Raw genomic sequence first — 17306 nt, 5'->3', positions numbered from 1 at the left:
CCTGATGACAGCCAGCTATCCGGGTGACCACCTCAGCGTCCGACACCGCATCTTCTACATTGTCGTTCTCGGCGGACTGACCACCCTCGGTCCGTTCACGATCGACCTGTACCTGCCGTCGTTCCCGGCTCTCAGCAAGGACTTGGGGGTCGGGACGGGCGCGGTTCAAGTCACGCTCACCGCGACCACCATTGGGTTCGCCGTCGGTCAGCTGCTCATCGGTCCGTGGACGGACCGAGTCGGCAGGCGCATCCCACTGGTCGTCGCGACTGCCGTGCACATCGTCGCGAGCCTCACCGTCGCGATCGCACCCAACTACGCGTTCCTGATTGTGGGACGAATCGTGCAAGGTGGGGGCGCGGCCGCCGGCGCGGTCGTCGCCATGGCGGTGGTTCGCGACCTGCTCGGCGGCTATCCGCTCGTGCGGATGCTGTCGCGGCTCGCGCTCGTCACGGGTATCGCCCCGATCTTCGCACCTGTCATCGGATCGCAGCTCCTGCTGCTGTTTGACTGGCGCGGCATCTTCGCGCTCCTCGCTGCGTACGGAGCGGTGCTCCTCGTCGCGTCGATCATCGTCGTGCCGGAGAGCCACACCCTGGAACGTCGAGCCCAGCTGCGACACATCAAGTCCCGCCACCGCTACCTGGCGCTAGCGCGCGACCGCACCTTCATCGGTGCCTGCATCATTTCGGCGATGAATTTCACCACGGTGGTTACCTACCTCGCGTCCAGTCCGTTCCTCTTCCAGGGCGTCTATGGCCTCACCGCACAGGGGTACGGGTTCCTGTTCGGCGTGAACTCGGTAGGGGTGGTTGCCAGCATCCAGATCGGCGCCCGCCTCATCAAGCGGCTCGGACCCGAGTGGGTGCTCTTCGGTGGGATCACTGCGCAGATCGTCTTCGCCGCCGCGATCATCGCGCTGCACGATGGGGGCTTCCTCGGGCTGCTGATCCCGTTGTTCTTCATGGTCGCGGCAGGGGGGCTGTGCGTCCCCTGCCTTCAGACGATGGCGATGATGAACCACGGCGAGCGTGCAGGCACGGCCGCATCGGTGCTCGGTGCGTGCAGCTTCGGAGGTGGCGGACTTATCGCCCCGATCGTCAGCCAGTTCTCCGCGACGACGCCCGTCCCTATGGGATGCCTGATGCTCGCCGCGGTGACAGTCTCCATGCTGACCCTCTGGACCGTCGTCCGGCCGACTCGGCATGCTTGGGCTGCTTCCTGACGGCGTCAAGTGGTACTAAGATCAAGATGACGGAATCTATGCGAAATCGGGAAGCAGCGTGACCGTGACATCTGGGGTGCATCCGCTGAGCGCGATGGCTACGCCCGTCGACAAGAAGCTCGTGCTGCCGGCCTGGGCTCAAGTCGAGCGTGATCTCCGCTCCCTCATCGAGCAGGGACAGGAGTTCGAAGTCGGCAGCCAGCTGCCGACCGAGAAGGAGATGGCGGTCATTTACGACGTCAGCCGCATCACCATCCGACAGGCGCTCGCCACCCTCGCCGACGAAGGCTACGTCGAACGGCGACAGGGCTCGGGGACGTTCGTCGCAGACCGCCCCCGGCACGTCCAGCACGACTTCGGCCTAACCACGCCGTGGCGGGACCGCTTCCGCGAGGCCGGCGAGGACGCCCAGTCCATCCACCTCACCGATGCTGCGGAGGAACAGGAGCCGTATGAGCTGACGCGCACGCTCACGCGGGAGGAGCGAGCGCTGCCGCGCCTCCACCTCAAACGCCTGCACCTGGTCAACTCGAAGCCGATCGGGATCACCGATTCGTGGCTCGCTGGCGCCGCGGCGGATGCGCTGCGAGGAACCGTCCTGATCGACGGGTCCGTGTCCAAAAGCCTCGACCCGCACGGCATCTTCGAGACCAACATCGACCACATCCTCGAGGTCCGATCCGTGACGTCACTCGAAGCATTTCTTCTCGACGCCTCGATCGACGCGCAGGTGTTCCTCGACTGGTCGATCGGACGGTCTGGCGAGGATCTCGTACAGACGTCCCGCACCGTCTGGCTCGGTGCTCGCGTGCGGTTCCACTACTCCAGCGACATGACGACCGCGTCGCCGATGGTGCAGGCATGACTCAGGGCGGCATCGTGTTTGTGGGGTCGATCAACCTCGATGTCACGATGCGGATCGACCGGTTCCCTGAACCGGGGGAGACTGTTGCCGGCTTCGACCTCGCCGAGTCCGGCGGGGGCAAGAGCGCCAACCAGGCGCACGTATCGGCCAAGCTCGGGGGTGCGGCAACCCTGATCGTCGGAGTCGGCGCCGACACCACCGGCACCCAACTCCTCGACGATGCGGCTCACGCCGGCGTCGACGTCAGCGGCTGCGTCACCATCCCCGACGAGCCCACGGGACGTGCCTTCATCGAGCGCGACCAGTCCGGTGAGAACCGGATCGTCATCATCGCCGGCGCAAACGGGGCGCTGCGTCCCGACCACGTCAAGGCTGAAAGGTTCTACGGCAAGGACGTCGCCTGCTTCGCCCTCGAGGTGCCGCTCGACACGGTCCGCCATGGGCTTCTCGAAGCGAAGCGGCATGACGTCATCACCGTGCTGAACCCCTCGCCGTTTGCGCCCGAGGTCGTCGAGTTGCTGCCCTGGACCGATATTCTCATCGTCAACGTTCACGAGTCCGAGCAGCTGGCCGCCTTGCTCGGCTCCGACATGAACGGACTCGTCCTTCAGCATGGAATTTCGGCCGTCGTCGTAACGGCTGGCGTCAACGGCTCGACGATCTACGAAGGCACCCGCAGCAAGGTGGTGCCGACCTTCGCCGTCGACGCCGTCGACACCACCGGCTGCGGCGACGCATTCACGGGGGCGGTCGCGACCGCTTTGGCTGAGGGCCGCAGTCTCAGCGACGCTGTCGGACTCGGTGCAGCCGTCGGCGCTTACGCAGCCGAACGAGTCGGCGCTCAGCCGTCCTATCCGACCGCAGCCGAACTGGACGCCTGGCTCACGACCGCACGCCGCCGCTCCTGACCACTACGCGGCCACCACCTACCGGCGGGCCGGCCGCTGCGGCCCGAGCAGGTCGAACGTTGTCTCCAGGTGGCGTGTCTGCACCGCGAGACGCTCCACTGTGGAGTGTCAGTCGGCAAGCACACCATCGTTGTCGTCCACGGCCACGCCCGTATCGGCGCGCTCACGGCCGGTCCAGGACGGCCAGAGCGGTCGCGCCGACCCGCAGCGCGGACTCGAGCGCGGCCAGCACGTCCCGGGGCGGGGCGGGCACGGCCCGAGGGCGGACCTCCGCGAACAGCTCGGCCCTGCGGCCCAGCAGGGCTTCGAGATCGCGCGCCGTCACCGAGAAGTCGAGCCCGTTGGTTGCCTCGTAGGTGCGGGTGGCGCGCACGCGGTCGCCGGGGCCGAGCACGGAGGCCTCGACCCGGAGGATCCTCCGCTCGCCGCCCTCGTAGACCTCGGCCGATCCGTGGCTCCAGTGCCGCAGTACCGCCGTCGGGGGCGTCAGCTCGGCCATGGCGGGTGCGGCGGTGATCGGCTCGGCGTGGCACTCCTGCGGCCGCAGCTGCGTCTCGAATGCGGCGCGCGGCTCCCCGGGCGCGGCCGTGGACCCCAGCGTGACCCGCAACCGCACCCGCTCGCGCGTGCGGTTGGTGAGCTCCAGCGCCGTATCGGTAAGCCGGAGGTGGATGACGTCCGAGGCCCGCACGGCCGGCGAAGCGTCCGATGGTGCCAGCGCCGGCGGGGCGGGCCGGGCGGCGGCCGGAGCGCTTTGCCCGACCCCGGCCGCGAGCTCGATGAGCGAGGCGACCTGACGCGCCACCTCGGCGCCGTGATGGGCGTGCACGGCATCGAACACGAGCACGACGTCGGCGTCGGGGTGGGCGGCGATGACCGCGGGCGCCTCGGCCGATCCGGGCGGGACCGCCATGACGATGACCGCGGGCCGGGCGGAGAGCTTGTGCAGGGACCGCTCCGGGCGGGGCTCGGCGCGCTCCCGCCACTGCACCACGGCGGCGCGCAGGCCAGCGCGGGCCGGGACGCCGGGCTGCGCGGCCGAGGCCGCGGCGCCGCGTCCGTTGACGTGCTCGACCCGGCGGCCGCTCGCCGCTGCCAGCGCCGCGCCGACGTACAGCTCGTGTGCCGAGACCGGTCCGCCCGGGGAGAGCACGGCCACCGGTCCGGACCGGGGCGTCACAGTGGCCGGGATGACCACGACCGCGAGCAGCCGCGAGTCCGCCGACTCCGCGGACGCCTCCGTCGCCGCCGCCAAGCGGCCGGCACCGCCGGTCTGCCAGGCGCGCGCATCCCGTCCGCCGCCGACGACGACGGCCAGCGCGTCGTGCGCGGCGCCGAACCGGATGGCGCCGGCCAGGTCGGGCAGCGCGCCCGCGGCCGGCTCGCCCCAGATATCCGGGGCAGCACCGTCGCCACGGACCGAGATGCCCAGACCGTGCAGCCGATCCCGGGCCGCGTCGTCGAGCCGGAACGGCGGTGCGAGGACCGCAGTCGTCCCCATCCCGTCAGCCCGATGCCGCTCGGCGGAGGGCCTTCGGGGTACCGCCGGACCGCCGCGCGAGCTGCGCCCGCAAGCGGGAGGCGGTGCCGAACCCCGACCGCTCGGCGACCTCGGCCACGGTCAGCGCACCATGCGCGGCCAGGAGGTCGCGGGCCGTGGCCAGCCTGCGCTCGGCCAGCATCGCCGCGACGCCGCCGGCGGGGGCGTGCCGGTGCAGCTGCCGCCGGGAGATCCCCAGCTCGCGGGCGACCTGCGCCACGTCCAGCCGGGAGTCCGTGTGGCGGGCCTCGATGAACGCCCGCAGCCGTGCCGCCATCGTCGCCTCCGGCGGCGCCGTACGGCTCGCGTCCGGGTGTTCGAGCACGATCCCGCGCAGCAGGCTCAGGAGCACGTCGTCGACGCCGAGCCCGAACCGGCGGCCGCCGTGGTCCAGGTCGCTCAGCAGACCGGCCATCATCGAGCGCGACGCGCGCACGAGGGGGGTCTGGTTCAGGTGCGTCGCCGGCGCCAGCGCAGCGTTCGTCACCCGCGTCAGCGGCGCGGCGAGGGCCAGCGTGCGGCCGCCCCGCGACTCCGGTGGGACCGCCCGCGGATGTGTCACCAGCAGGGAGCGCGGCTGCCCGGCGGCCGGGTCGCCGGGGTCGCGCTCGTCGAGGCGATGGACGAGCAGCAGCCGCGGTTCGCGCGAGGGCCTGCCCAGCAGCAGCCCCGCGATCGCGCCGAACCCGCCGGCCACAATGGAGCATTCGGCGTGGAGGCCCGCGCCGAGGCGATCGGAAGCACACACCAGCCCGGATTACCCGCCTCGGACGGGTGCATGCCGCCCGACCGTGAGGGTCACCCCTGGTCGAAGCGCACTCGGATCTTGACCAGGGCGGCGTGCACGCTCGTGTGGTCGGCCAGGTAGGCCGAGATGGCGTCGGCGTCGGCGCCACCCGGCAGGGGTGCGGTGCCGATCACGAGCACGATGTAGCGTCGGCCGATCGCGTTGGTGGTCCAGTCGTCGGTGACCTGATGGCTGAGCCACACCCGGTCGGGGGTGCAGAGCTCGACCCGCATCGCCTTGAGCGACGCGTAGAGGGTGTCGGTGCCGATCGGCAGGATGTCCCGGCCGGCGTCCAGCCGCCGCAACCCGAGGTGCTCGACAGCGTCCGCGAAAGTCCCGTCGTCCGGGGCGGCGCTCGGGTGGACCATGACGAAGGCCGTGGGCTCACCGAAGGGGTTCGGCGCCGACCACGCCGTCACCCCGACGTCGAGCGTCGTGGTCGTCCCAGCAATCGGCTCGGTCACGCTTGGAACCTACCGATCCCCGCCGCCCGTCCGCTCGGGACGGCGGGGCCTGCCCCCGGATCTCGCCCCGGAGCCACGCTCAGGTGAGGACTCCGGCGATGGTCGGCACCTTGCGGGCCCCGCCTTCGGCGTCCGCGGCCCGCAACGGGGCCAGCGCGTCGGTGACCGCGACCAGGCGGTGCAGGTGCGTCGTCAGCACCCCGGTGGTCTCCCCGGAGCCCGGCAGCCGGCCGTGCTCGAGCACGAAGCTCAGGCCGTACGGGTTGCCGTTGTGGACGTTGAGGCCCTCGTCAGTGGTGCCGGGGGCGACGATCACGCAGCCCCAGGCCGCGCCGACGGCGTTGAGCTCGTCGACAACGCGCTCCTGGCCGGCGTGTGCGAAGCCGGACGTCGCCATAGCCGTGAACGTCTTGTTCAGGTGGGCGCCGGCGACGGCGCTGTCATGGTGCTGGTCGATGAAGGCCTTGATCGAGGCGGACAGCAGGCCGGTGTGCGAAGGCGAGCAGAACACGAACCCCTCGGCCCAGGTCAGATCGGCGCCGGTGGCGATCTGCGCGCCCTCGGCCGCGGTCTGCTCCTCGCCGGCCAGCGCGACCTCCCGGACGCGCCGGACCCGGACGTCCGCGGCGGCGGCGCGGAGAGCGGCCTCGGTCAGGGAAGCGAGCTGTGCGTTGGCCCCGAACAGGCTGGAGTAGACGACCAGGATGCGCGCCACGACCTCACCGCCGCGCCTTGGACTGGTCGTACCAGACGACCGGCGCCGGTGTCTCCTCCAGCGGCAGCGACTCGACGAACTGGGTGGTCACGTTGAGGTGATCGGCGACGATCTTGGCCGGGTTCGAGGCCAGCCACTTGTTGGCGGAGATGTCGGAGTACTCCGGGTGCTTGAACACCTCGATGAAGATCAGCTTCTCGTCGCCGATGTTCTGCACGTAGTGCCCGGCGACCAGCGGCACGATGCCCACGTCGCCGGCCGTGAAGTCGAACGTCCGCGACAGGCCGTTGGAGTTGAAGACGGTCATCCGGGCCTTGCCCTGGATGTAGTACTGCCACTCCGCGGCCTTCGGGTGCCAGTGCAGCTCGCGCATGCCGCCCGGCTCGACCTCGACGATGGCCGCCGAGATGGTCTTCGCCGCCGGGAACCGGTTGACGTCGACGATCCGCACTCTCCCGGCCTCGGACTCGATCGGCTCGACGTCCTCCATATGGAGGGTGAACGGCGAGGGGACCTTGCCGGCCGGCACCGGCCGGTCGACCTCGGCGATGGGGCCCGGCAGGTCGGCCTGGAAGATGTACTTCTCCCGCTTCGGGAAGGCGCCGATCTCGGCCACCGACTTCTTCAGGTTGGCCGCCACGACGTCCTGGGGCGTGTGCGCGAACCAGTCCGACAGCAGGAACGTGAAGTTCTCGGAGAAGTCGGGATCGCTGAACACCAGCAGGAACTCGACGCCGTCTTCCAGGCCCTGGATGGAGTGCGGCAGCCCCGCCTCGAAGTTCCAGATGTCGCCGGCCTTGACCTCGTCGATGAACGAGCGGCCGTGCTCGTCGATCGCCGTCAAGCGGCAGCTGCCGACGAGCACCAGCCCCCACTCGGCCTCCTTGTGCCAGTGCAGCTCGCGGTAGGCCCCCGGCTCCAGCGCCATGTTCACGCCGGCCAGGTCGAGCGACGCCGGAATCTCGCGGTTGGTCACCTCGCGGGCCCACCCTCCCTTCTCCAGGCGCTGGTGCGCGTCGGAGAAGGAGTACCGCAAGTTGGGAAACGTGCCGCTGTCGGTGGCCGGCGGGATAAAGATGTCCGGGTTCTCCTGGTCGCGCCGGATGTCCCGGGGGCCGAGGTCCAGCCATCCCTTGCCGTCGGACTCCCGGATCGGGTGAGGCGGGCTCTTGACCTGCGTCATGACGGGTGCCTCCTGAGCGTTCCGCGGTTGCCTGAAGCACCAACGTAGGCACGCAACGGCGGCGCCCGGCCGGCGTGACCCAAGTCCGATGCCGCGATGGCCCGGAACCGAGGTTCGCAGCGCCCGGCCAGCCACGCCGACAACCGTTATTTCATGCCGTCTGAGTGAGGCAGGAGGCGCAAGCCTGACCCAGGCCGCTTGCCCCGCCGGTTACGACGGCAACCCTCGCGCGCGTCTCTTCCACGTCATCCTCCACTATTTGGAATGCCCTCCATGAGGGGCTCTCCCGGCAGCAATCCACTGTGGAGTCTGAGGCGGCCCACGACGACGGCGGCCAGCAGGGCAAGGGCCGCCATGGACAGGCCAATTACAGCGAAGGCGGCCGAGTATCCCAGCAAACCACGAGTCGCCAATCCGACTAGGACTCCGGATGCGCCGGTGGTGAGGCTGCTCATGGTGGTGTCGGCAACTTGCAGCGCGGACGCGTCGGCGGCTCGGTCATGCTCGGTGGTCCGTTCGAGCACCAGCACGTTCGCGGTCGGTATCGCGAGGCCGAGGCCGAAACCGGCCAGCACCCACATCGGGTTCATCAGCCAGCTCGTCGCCGTCGGCTGGCTGAGCCAGATGAGGGACGCATTCGAGCAACAGACCATCATGAGCCCGCAGCGCGCCAGTCGGATGCGACGTCGGAGGGCATCGGGCCCGGTCACGCGGCCCAGCCACCACGAACTGATCGCGCAGGGTAGTCCCGCGCAGGCGAGCGGAATCGAGGCCTGCAAGGGGCTCAGGCCATGCTGCGTCGCCATCATCAGCGGCAAGATCGACTCGACACCGAAGAATGCCCCAGCCGTCAGGCCGCGCAACGCGACCGGCGCACCAATCCCCGGCCGGGCAATCGCCGTGCCCCGTGGCAGAAGCCCCCGAAGTCCCCAGGCGAGGGCCGCGACCCCCATTGTCGCGGCCAGAAGAGTAGCCGCATCAGGATGTTGTGCGCCGCGCTCGACACATCCGATGCCGATTGCGACGGCAACGGCGCTGCGGATGCGGGACGGGTTGGCGTTGCCGGTCCGGGGTGTGGCGGGGCGGACAGCCCGCAATGCAGGTAGTAACAGTGCCGCTGCCGCTACCGCGACAGGTACGAGGCCGAGGAAGACCCATCGCCAGCCGACGTGCTCGGTGAGTGCGCCGGACATGGTCGGGCCGACGATGCCCGGTATCACCCAGCAGAACGAGATCACCGCGAACAGCCGTGGCCGCAACGCCTCCGGGAACAGGGCGCCGACCATAACGTAGACGGTTGTCATCAGGCCGCCGCCGGAGAGTCCCTGGATGACTCGTCCAGCGATCAACGGGAGCATCGCCGTCGCGGTTCCGGCGAGCAGAAGGCCAAAGACGAACAGCGCCACCGCGGTGAGAATGGTTACGCGTACTCCATGTTTGTCGCAGGAGTACGCGGCGCTCGCCATACCGATGACACTTGCGGCGAGATACCCCGTAAACACCCATCCATAGTTGGCGAGGCCACCCAGCTCGCCAACCGCGGTGGGGAGTGCGGCCGCTACACCCATCCCTTCGAAAGCGTTGAGCGAGACGAGTGCGCAGACGCTCCAACTGACGAGTCGGTACGGGCCTCGCAACAGTGACAGGCGTGATTCGCTGTCAGGTCCCATCTGATGCCGCCTGGACGACACTCACGATCCGTTCGCCGATCTGAGAGCCGTCACCGGCCGCGAGTCCCAACGGGTTGACGATCAGGACGTTGCGCCACGCGTCCTGCTCGCTGAGTTGGATGCGCGGCGTTCCCCGGTCCAGTTGCCGCGCCACCTCATCCGCGTTGATCGCCGTCGCGGAGAAATCGATTGCAAGAGTGGTGACATCCATGAACGTGTTGTGCCCGCGAGTCACCCGCAAGGTGTCGCACGCCGTCAACGCCCGTTCGCACGCGGCGAGCTCGGCCGCATAGTGGCCGGCCCACCGATCCGGTTCCGCGACATGCTCGCAGACCGCGACGAGCAGGCCGATGATCTGTTCCCGGCCGACCTTCATCCCACGGCCGATGCCCTCGCGCCCCCCGGTCGGCCACAGCCCGGTGATGTCGGAGGCCTGCCATGTCGCCTCTCGCAGGTCCATGTCAAGGTGGTGCAGCGCCACGTCACGGATGAGGTCCGCTCGCCCGCACAGCACCCCGGACGCCTGCGGGCCGCGAAACGACTTGCCTCCCGAGATCGCGACCAGGTCCGCCCCGTCGTCCAACAGCTGCTGCAGCCGGGAGATCGGCGGGATGTAGTCGGCCGCGTCAACGATCACCGGGACACCCGCGGCATGGCTCAGCTCGGCGACTGTCCGCAACGGCAGCATGTCCCCGTCTCCGCCGAGGCGGTGGAGTACCGCCGCGACCGTGTCGTCAAGCTCGCGAGCGAGCTCGTGCGTGCGCGTCGAGTAGGGGTAACCGATCTCAGTAAGGCGCAGACCCACCGCTGTGATCGCATGGTCATAGGGATCGCGGTGGGCCATCTGCACGATCACGCGGGAGCGCGCGCCGGTAATCGGCAGCTCGTCCACGCCACGAGAGTCGCCTCCGACGGCGCAGACCGCCGCAGCCAGAGTCAGTCCGGCAAATGCCCCGCTCGTGACGTATGCTGCCGGGACGTTGAGCAGGCGCGCGAGCTCGATCCCCACCGCCTCTTGGAGCTCGTCCATCCGGACGTTCGTGGCCACCGCCCAACGCATCGCCTCGATGACCGTGTCGGACAGTGGCAGTCCACCAAGCCTCGTCACCGGGCCGAGCCCGTTCACCACGGGCCGCAGGCCGAGTTCGCTGTAGGAGGATGCGGTGGGGACACTCATGGTCTGTCTTCGTCGATGCCGGTATCCGGGATCGCCTGCGGTGCGGTGTAGCTCAGCGACAGGTGCGGTGTCGGGACCAGCCGCTTCTCGCGGCGGGACTTCAGCGCGGCTTCTATCATTCCGGTGGTCAGCAGCGTCCGAGTCACCGGGTAGGGGCTGATACCGGTGAGCACAAGGGATTCGATCTGACGGACCAGGAAGGTGAAGTGCCCGTGATCGGGCTCGTCGAGCCAGGGCGACGTCACGACCGTCTTGTCGTGGCCACGGACGGCAATCGCGGCCCGGTAGGCGTGCAGATCGAAGTTCACCACCATCAGCGAGGTGCCGTCGAGATACTCGATGAGGAACAGGTCGTTCGCGCAGCTGCGGGCGAAGCCGATCGGATCGTCGGTGTCAATGCCCAGGGCGCCGACCGCGGCGGCGAACAGGTCCGAGCCGCCGAGCTGTAACACGATCTCCGGTTCCACGGCCGCGCCCGTCACCGCCGTGACGGTTGCGACACCCGTTTCGCCGCCGCTTCGGCGTTCCAGCAGTGCCTGGGCGAACTCCAGATCGTGGAAGCCATTCATCTCGGTCGGCCGGCAACCGGGCTCGGTCGCCGCAATTCCCGCGACGACAGCCTCGGAGATGGGCGCGCCGTAGGGCCAGTTCGCACCGGTGGGGGTGCGCCAGGCGAGCGGCAGGGACGAGCCCGCGAGGAGCGGGATGCCCAGCCGTTCGGCGTCGGCAACCATGCTCGCGGCATCGGTGAAGCTCCACGCCAAGTGTTTGTCGACGAAGATCGGCACGGTCCGGCCGCCCGCGACCATGGCCGCCACGCTGGCGTCGAACATCCGCCGCCGAGGGTAGAGCTTCTGTTCGAACTCGCCCCATCCGTAGTCGCCGTGCTCGCCGATGATCAGCACACCGTCGACGTTCACGCCTGACCCGCCGAGGGAAATCGCTTCGCCGACGGACTTGAACATCGGAATCCCGTGCGCACGCAGTGTTTCCATGCCGATGTCGATGCGTGATATGGGCTCGAAGTCATGCGAACCGAGCTGCTCGAGGTAGACCGACGCCACCTCGATCCGCGCATCCTGGTGTGCGCCGCCGAAGCGGTACCCGTCCAGCAGACGCCCGACGATGACGTCGGCATGGGAGCCCTTGAAGTAGACCGTGCACAGCACGGCGACGCGCGGCCTGTTGCTCATGACTGTTCTGTTCTCCTTATGCTGTCAGAACCGCGCGCGCGGAGAGGCGTTTGCAGCCGAGCTCGACCTCCAGGTCGACCACCGGTGGCCGGGCGGGCCAGCGGTGCAGTCCGTGCTGGGCGATCGAGCCAAACGTGCCGGTCAGCACGGACTCCAGCCAGTCCAGAGGCTGCGCGATGTACACATCGACAATGCGCGCATCGTCGGTGGACAGGCCCAGTGCGTGAAGGCGGGCGGCGATCTCACCGGCCACGAAATCGACCTTCGCGCGCCAGCCGGCCATGCTCGTGTCGCGGTAGGCGACGGTGTTCTCCGGACCAAGCGCACCCCGGATCTCGGCCACCCCGGACAGCACGAAGTCAGCGCCGCCGGCGGCGGCGTCCGGCTCCACGACCTGCACCGCGCGCACTGACGGCTGGTCCAGCAACGACCCGACGGGAGCCACGTTCGTTCGGGTCAGCGGACTGGGCTCGCCCTCGCTCAAGGGGTAGTAACGGCCGAGCAGATCGAGGTAGTGCGCGTTGAAGGACGCGAAGCCCTCGGGATCGAACGGCACCGGCGACCGCAGGTCCACACCGGCCAGGGCGTCCCAGCCTTGTCCGTGGGCGGCGAGCTCCCGCCCGACCCGATCGAAGGCGACCTCGAGTGGCTGCGGCGTGGCGAACTCCCACTCGACGATCCGGAAACCGGCCTCGACGGCCAGACCGTTCGAGAACGTCGCGCCACCGGGCAGGTACCGGAAGGCGCCACTTCGATGTGTGACGGGTTTGGTCATGTGCGCTCCTAATTTCGTTGGCGCGCGCGGAAGGCGGCGGCGTTGACCCGGTTGCCACAGGTACGGCTGTCGCAGTACGCCCGCGACCGGTTGCGAGAGAAGTCGACCAGCACCCGGTTGCAGTCCGGTGCCGCGCACACGCGCAGCCGGCCCGCTTCACCCGCCACGAGCAGGAAGGCGAGTGCCATTGAGCAGTCGGCGTTGAGATGTTCGGCCAGAGATGCGTAGGGCGGGAAAAAGTGCAGGTGTACGCCGAGGTCGTCGTGTTCGACGACGCGCGGTGTAACAGTCGCGTTGGCGAGCGCGTCGTTGATCAGTCGATTGCGGGCCTGGTCGTCCGGCGCGACGAAGATCGCGGCCAGTCGGGCTCGGACGCGATGCACAGGCTCGACATCGGCGTTCGTCGGCGGCGCCACCTCGGTGATGATCCGCTCGGTGACGAATCTGCGCAGCGCTTCGGCGTCTGGCAGTTCCTCGGTCCCGCTCACGTGCGGGCCGGTGTTGACCAGCGTGGTGATGGTGCCGAGCACATGGTCAAGGTGGTGCCGCGAGGTCACCATGTCAGTCCTCCGCCGGGGAGCTGGAGACGAACGCACCAGCAACGTCGCTTCCACCGGCCGGTGTGGACCGGTGGAACTGCACGAGGAACTGTGCGACGACGGCGACGATTTCGTCAATCAGGACAGCACCGAGTTCGGCCGTGGCCTTGGCCGCGTCGTCCGTCCGTCCATCGCTCGCCTCCCAGAGGCCCGGTCGGCGGATGGACGCCCCAGGGATGTCCGGGCGGCCAAGCGGTGTCCACTCGGTGGGGTCCGTCGCGCGGCGGTCGAGATGGACGAGGTCCGGCTCCAGCGCGAGCATCAGCGATGTCTCGAAGTGTCCGGCGTGACCCGGGGAGACGAACCCGTGCGCACGCAACACGTCGTCCGCGAGAACCCAGTACGACGCCGCGGCGATGTGCACATCGAGCCGTTCCTCATAGACGATCCGGTCTATGGCGAGGCGGATGGCGGAGTCGTTGCCGCCGTGCCCATTGAGCAGCACCACGCTATGGAACCCCTCGCGCACAGCACCGCCGACCAGGTCGCACAGCAGGTTGACGTAGGTCGAGGTGGTGAGGCTCAACGTGGCGCCGAAGGGCAGGTGGTGGTGCGCGCAGCCGAACGGCAGTGTCGGCGCGACCAGGACGGGCACATGCTCGGCGGCCAGTCGGGCGGATCGGTGCGCGATGGCGCTCACGCACGCGGCGTCGGTGCGCGTCGGAAGGTGGTGGGCGTGCTGTTCGGTGGAGCCGAGGGGAAGCACGAGCGTCGTCGCGGCGGCTGCCGAGTTCAGCTCGTCACGGGCAAGTGCGTCGAACGCGATTGTCTGCGGGGGGACCCGCTCGACGACGTGGACGGGGGCGCGCATGCCGCAGACCATAGCGCACGTAAGCCCCGTAGTCATGTTTGCTCATGTGCTGATTTTCGTAAGGACCAAAGCGCAAGTGCTCGTGCTTGACGCTCCTGACCTGGCGCCTTATGTTCTGCGTACTCAGCAACCGTGCTTACGGTCATGACGCGGGGCGAGGTTCGTATCCGGGTGCACCTGAGGAGCTCAGTTGTTGTCAAGCAAGCCTTAAGGAGACAGACCTGTGAAGAGACGCTCCTACCTTGCTGGCGTCGCCGCGCTCGCGGCGTCGTTGGCGCTGGCCGCGTGTAACAACGGCGGCACCAAGAACTCATCGGAGCCGCTCAGCGGCGCCGGCAAGACCCTTGTCGTGCAGGGGAGCGCCTACTTCCTTCCCGTCTTCAAGGAGGTCGGCGCACAACTGCAGCAGCAACTGCCTGGTCTGCAGATCAGGTACGACGAACTGACCGGAGACCAGGAGACCTCGACCAACCTGCAGGTCGTCGCCTCCGACGCCGCTCCGGACGTGGCGGACATACCGACCAACCTGCCCCCGTACCGGACGTTGCTCAAGGCCAAACAGCTGCTCCCGCTCGACGATGTGTGGGCGGCCGACGACCTGGAGAACGGGTACGGCAAGGACCTGGCGAACTCGCTCAAGGCCGGTGACGGCCACCCGTATGTCGTCTCCTACAGCCGTACCCTCTACGGCGTCGTCTGGTACAACAAGGCGATCTTCTCCAAGCTCAACATCTCGGCCCCGGCCGATCACCAGATCGCGACGATGGCGGACCTGTTGACGATCACCAACGCTCTCCGTGCCGGCGGGTACCAGCCGCTGGCGGCCGGCGGTGCATCCAACTACCACCTGACGTGGATGCTGGACAGCCTGCTGCCGACCTCCGCGACGACGGATCAGCTGACCAACTTCGTCAACAACTTCGACCCGAAGGTCCCGATCACGGTCGACTACACCGACAAGTCGTTCACCGCAGTGCTCGACCGGCTCAAGGAGATGTACGACAACAAGGTCTTCCAGGACGGAACCCTCGGGATGGATTCACCGACCACGAACGCGCTGTTCGCCTCGGGCAAGGCCGGGATGCTCATGGGTCATGACCTGTCACCGACAGGCGCAAAGAAGACGAGCAACACAGACCTGGATCTGGACTTCCTGTTCCTTCCGCCGATCAACCCAGGTGCCAAGACTCTCCCGGTGAACTACGCGGGCAACACCGTCGCCATCCCGAAGCAGGCGAAGAATCCGGCCATCGCCAAGGAGTTCCTCAAGCTGTTGATGAACAAGGAGAACCAGGCGAAGGCGATCAAGTGGAGCGGCGGCGCCGCGCCCGCTATCGACCTGCCCACCTCGTTGCTGACCGAGGGAAAGCCGGCGAACGAAATGAGTCTGCTCAGCTACGGCGCCGCGAACGGGACCCGCGACGGGTGGGCGTCGATCGTCCCCGCCAAGCTGGGAACGACCGACCCGTACATCGAGAAGCTGTTCACCGGCACGATGACCTCTGCGGAGATCGGCAAGGCGTTGAACGGCATACGGGACGAGCTCAGGTCGAGTTCCTGACCCTGTGCGCACCGCAGATACCGCCGGTCGCCACGAATGGCCACCGGCGGTCCATCCCAGAAAGCTGTTGTGGACTGTGACCCCTCGTGCGTTTCGCCGGCGCGGCACGACCGCCAAGGTCCCTTGGCCCCTGGCGCTGATGCTCAGCCTTCCGGCGCTGGCCGGGATCATCATCGCGTTCCTGGTGCCGTTCATCGGCACGATCAGGCTGTCGTTCACGACCTGGTTCGGCATCGGCGAGGCCGAACCGGTCGGCCTGAGCAACTACAAGGCGCTGTTCAGCGATCCCACGTTCTACTCCTCGATCCGCGTCACCGTTCTCTACACGCTGCTCTCCGCGGTCGGCATCGTCATCCTCGCCACCGTCACGGCGATGTCCGTGCGGCGGGGGCGCCTCGCCACGGTGCTGCGGATCATCTGGTTCCTCCCGGCAATCGCGCCGGGCACAGCGGTCGCGGTGTTCTGGGCATTCGCGCTTCAGCCGGTCTCCGGGGCAGTGAACGGCCTGCTCGGCGCCGTCGGACTCGGGAACACGCACGCCTGGTTGGCGTCGCCGCATGACGCGATCTACGTCGTCATCGCGGTCACGATCTGGGCCAACGTCGCGTTCCCGTTCCTGCTCATCGTGGGCGCGATCGAACGGATCGCCCCGGAGATCTACGAGGCTGCCCAGCTCGACGGCGCAGGGGCCGCTCGCCAGGCGTACCACATCACGCTGCCGCTGACTCGGCCTGTTCTCGCGATGGTGACCGTGCTCGAACTCATCTGGAACTTCAACTCATTCACGACGGTCTGGGCCATGACCAAGGGTGGCCCTGCGGAGGCGACGAACACGCTGCCCGTGCGCCTCTATATCGACGCGTTCCAGAACTTCGAATTCGGCAAGGCGGCGGCGCTCGGTGTGATGACCAGCGTGGTGCTGGTCGCGATCGGGCTGGTCGGCCTGCGCTTCGCCAACCGGAGCGCCGTATGAAGCCTTCGCTGAAGCTCCGAAACGCCGCCGGCGCGGGCGCGTCGTGGCTACTCAAGCTCGTCTGGACACTGCTGATCGTCGTTCCGTTCGTTCAGATCGTCCTGTTGTCGCTGCGGTCGATGGCAAGCATCTACAACGACCCCCTCGGATTCTCCGGGAAATGGGTTCCCCAGAACTTTCCCGACGCGTGGGCCGGCCCGTCCGGTACCGCAGGCTTCGGCCTGTACGCCCGCAACTCCGTGCTCGTCGCGGTCGTCGCGTTGGCTGTGTCGACCGCATTGGGCTCGCTGGCGGCGTACTTCACCGCGACGTTGCCCCCGAAGTGGCGGCGCCGGGTCATGCTCGTGCCGCTGATCGCGACCACGGTTCCGACCATCGCCTTGTTGATCCCCTTCTTCCAGGCCTTCAACATCCTCGGCACACTCAACAGCCCAAGCGCGGTGGGTGTCCTCTACGGATTGCTGTGTCTGCCGACCACCGTCCTGGTGCTGCACGCGTTCTTCCTGGACTTTCCGGAGGACATCCGCGAAGCCGCCGCCATGGATGGGCTGGGGCACATCGGGACCTTCCTGCGCATGGTGTTGCCCTTGTCCACCGGTCCGCTCGGCGCGGTCGGGCTGCTCAATCTGATCTGGGTCTGGGGTGAGACACAGATCGGTCTGGTACTCCTGCACTCATCGGACGCCCAGACGATCCCCCTCGGGCTGCTCTCCTTCCAGGGGCGTTTCGTCAGCAACCTCGGCCCGATGTTCGCGGGCCTTGCGATGGCCACCGTTCCGATCATTGTGGTGTACATCGTGTTCCACCGGTCCATCAACAAGGGGATCTCGCTCGGCGGATTCCGATGACACGTTCAGAAA

17 protein-coding genes are annotated in these 17306 nt (G+C 68.2%); 6 read left to right on the top strand and 11 right to left on the bottom strand.

Translation table 11 applies throughout. The annotated features are described in order from the left end of the window. Positions 1 to 4: 4 nt before the first annotated feature. The 3 genes from ACGFI8_RS25240 (at position 5) to ACGFI8_RS25230 (ending at position 2998) form a co-directional block, all read left to right on the top strand. Positions 5 to 1225, top strand: coding sequence for a multidrug effflux MFS transporter (locus ACGFI8_RS25240; protein ID WP_392808486.1), 1221 nt, complete (start codon positions 5 to 7; stop codon positions 1223 to 1225). Between the two features lie 94 nt (positions 1226 to 1319). Further along, positions 1320 to 2090, top strand: a complete 771-nt coding sequence (locus ACGFI8_RS25235) for a GntR family transcriptional regulator (RefSeq protein ID WP_392808484.1) — start codon at positions 1320 to 1322, stop codon at positions 2088 to 2090. Then, complete coding sequence (locus tag ACGFI8_RS25230) at positions 2087 to 2998, top strand: ribokinase (RefSeq protein ID WP_392808482.1); 912 nt, start codon at positions 2087 to 2089, stop codon at positions 2996 to 2998. Before ACGFI8_RS25235 ends, ACGFI8_RS25230 begins: the two co-directional genes overlap by 4 nt. A 163-nt stretch (positions 2999 to 3161) precedes the next feature. Here the strand turns inward: ACGFI8_RS25230 and ACGFI8_RS25225 are convergent, their stop codons facing one another. From ACGFI8_RS25225 to ACGFI8_RS25175, 11 genes are all read right to left on the bottom strand, one after another. Beyond that, the gene (locus ACGFI8_RS25225) at positions 3162 to 4499 is read right to left on the bottom strand and encodes a hypothetical protein (protein ID WP_392808480.1); all 1338 of its coding nucleotides are present in this window, start codon (positions 4497 to 4499) and stop codon (positions 3162 to 3164) included. Positions 4500 to 4503: 4 nt separating this feature from the next. Further along, on the bottom strand, positions 4504 to 5286 hold the full coding sequence (locus ACGFI8_RS25220; RefSeq protein ID WP_392808478.1) for a helix-turn-helix domain-containing protein: 783 nt from the start codon (positions 5284 to 5286) through the stop codon (positions 4504 to 4506). A gap of 50 nt (positions 5287 to 5336) precedes the next feature. Further along, positions 5337 to 5789, bottom strand: a complete 453-nt coding sequence (locus ACGFI8_RS25215) for a hypothetical protein (RefSeq protein ID WP_392808477.1) — start codon at positions 5787 to 5789, stop codon at positions 5337 to 5339. Positions 5790 to 5868: 79 nt separating this feature from the next. Further along, on the bottom strand, positions 5869 to 6504 hold the full coding sequence (locus tag ACGFI8_RS25210) for an NAD(P)H-dependent oxidoreductase (RefSeq protein WP_392808475.1): 636 nt from the start codon (positions 6502 to 6504) through the stop codon (positions 5869 to 5871). A gap of 4 nt (positions 6505 to 6508) precedes the next feature. After that, positions 6509 to 7687, bottom strand: a complete 1179-nt coding sequence (locus ACGFI8_RS25205; RefSeq protein WP_392808472.1) for a cupin domain-containing protein — start codon at positions 7685 to 7687, stop codon at positions 6509 to 6511. Positions 7688 to 7932: 245 nt separating this feature from the next. Continuing rightward, positions 7933 to 9357 carry an MFS transporter gene (locus ACGFI8_RS25200; protein WP_392808470.1) on the bottom strand — a complete coding sequence of 475 codons (1425 nt, stop codon included), beginning with the start codon at positions 9355 to 9357 and terminating at the stop codon, positions 7933 to 7935. Beyond that, positions 9347 to 10534 carry a hypothetical protein gene (locus ACGFI8_RS25195; RefSeq protein WP_392808468.1) on the bottom strand — a complete coding sequence of 396 codons (1188 nt, stop codon included), beginning with the start codon at positions 10532 to 10534 and terminating at the stop codon, positions 9347 to 9349. The genes ACGFI8_RS25200 and ACGFI8_RS25195 overlap by 11 nt, the downstream gene beginning before the upstream one ends. Beyond that, positions 10531 to 11727 carry a hypothetical protein gene (locus ACGFI8_RS25190; RefSeq protein WP_392808466.1) on the bottom strand — a complete coding sequence of 399 codons (1197 nt, stop codon included), beginning with the start codon at positions 11725 to 11727 and terminating at the stop codon, positions 10531 to 10533. Before ACGFI8_RS25190 ends, ACGFI8_RS25195 begins: the two co-directional genes overlap by 4 nt. Positions 11728 to 11743: 16 nt before the next feature. After that, complete coding sequence (locus ACGFI8_RS25185; RefSeq protein ID WP_392808465.1) at positions 11744 to 12502, bottom strand: hypothetical protein; 759 nt, start codon at positions 12500 to 12502, stop codon at positions 11744 to 11746. An 8-nt stretch (positions 12503 to 12510) separates the two neighbouring features. After that, positions 12511 to 13062: a CGNR zinc finger domain-containing protein gene (locus ACGFI8_RS25180; RefSeq protein WP_392808464.1), complete on the bottom strand. Its 552-nt coding sequence runs from the start codon at positions 13060 to 13062 to the stop codon at positions 12511 to 12513. A gap of 1 nt (position 13063) precedes the next feature. Beyond that, positions 13064 to 13912: a creatininase family protein gene (locus ACGFI8_RS25175; protein ID WP_392808462.1), complete on the bottom strand. Its 849-nt coding sequence runs from the start codon at positions 13910 to 13912 to the stop codon at positions 13064 to 13066. Positions 13913 to 14135: 223 nt separating this feature from the next. Here ACGFI8_RS25175 and ACGFI8_RS25170 point away from each other — a divergent pair, with 223 nt between their 5' ends. The 3 genes from ACGFI8_RS25170 to ACGFI8_RS25160 all read left to right on the top strand — a co-directional run bounded on the left by ACGFI8_RS25170 (position 14136) and on the right by ACGFI8_RS25160 (position 17294). Continuing rightward, on the top strand, positions 14136 to 15473 hold the full coding sequence (locus ACGFI8_RS25170; protein WP_392808460.1) for an ABC transporter substrate-binding protein: 1338 nt from the start codon (positions 14136 to 14138) through the stop codon (positions 15471 to 15473). A 139-nt stretch (positions 15474 to 15612) separates the two neighbouring features. Beyond that, positions 15613 to 16446, top strand: a complete 834-nt coding sequence (locus ACGFI8_RS25165; protein ID WP_392808458.1) for a carbohydrate ABC transporter permease — start codon at positions 15613 to 15615, stop codon at positions 16444 to 16446. Beyond that, entirely contained in the window at positions 16443 to 17294 is an 852-nt protein-coding gene (locus ACGFI8_RS25160; RefSeq protein WP_392808456.1) for a carbohydrate ABC transporter permease, read from the top strand. Before ACGFI8_RS25165 ends, ACGFI8_RS25160 begins: the two co-directional genes overlap by 4 nt. The last annotated feature ends 12 nt before the right edge of the window (positions 17295 to 17306 follow it).

Origin of the sequence: Dactylosporangium sp. NPDC048998 (assembly GCF_043197855.1) — a bacterium.
GTDB lineage: Bacteria > Actinomycetota > Actinomycetes > Mycobacteriales > Micromonosporaceae > Dactylosporangium.
Note: the sequence above shows the minus strand (reverse complement) of the source record. Positions and strands in the feature narration are given on the sequence as shown.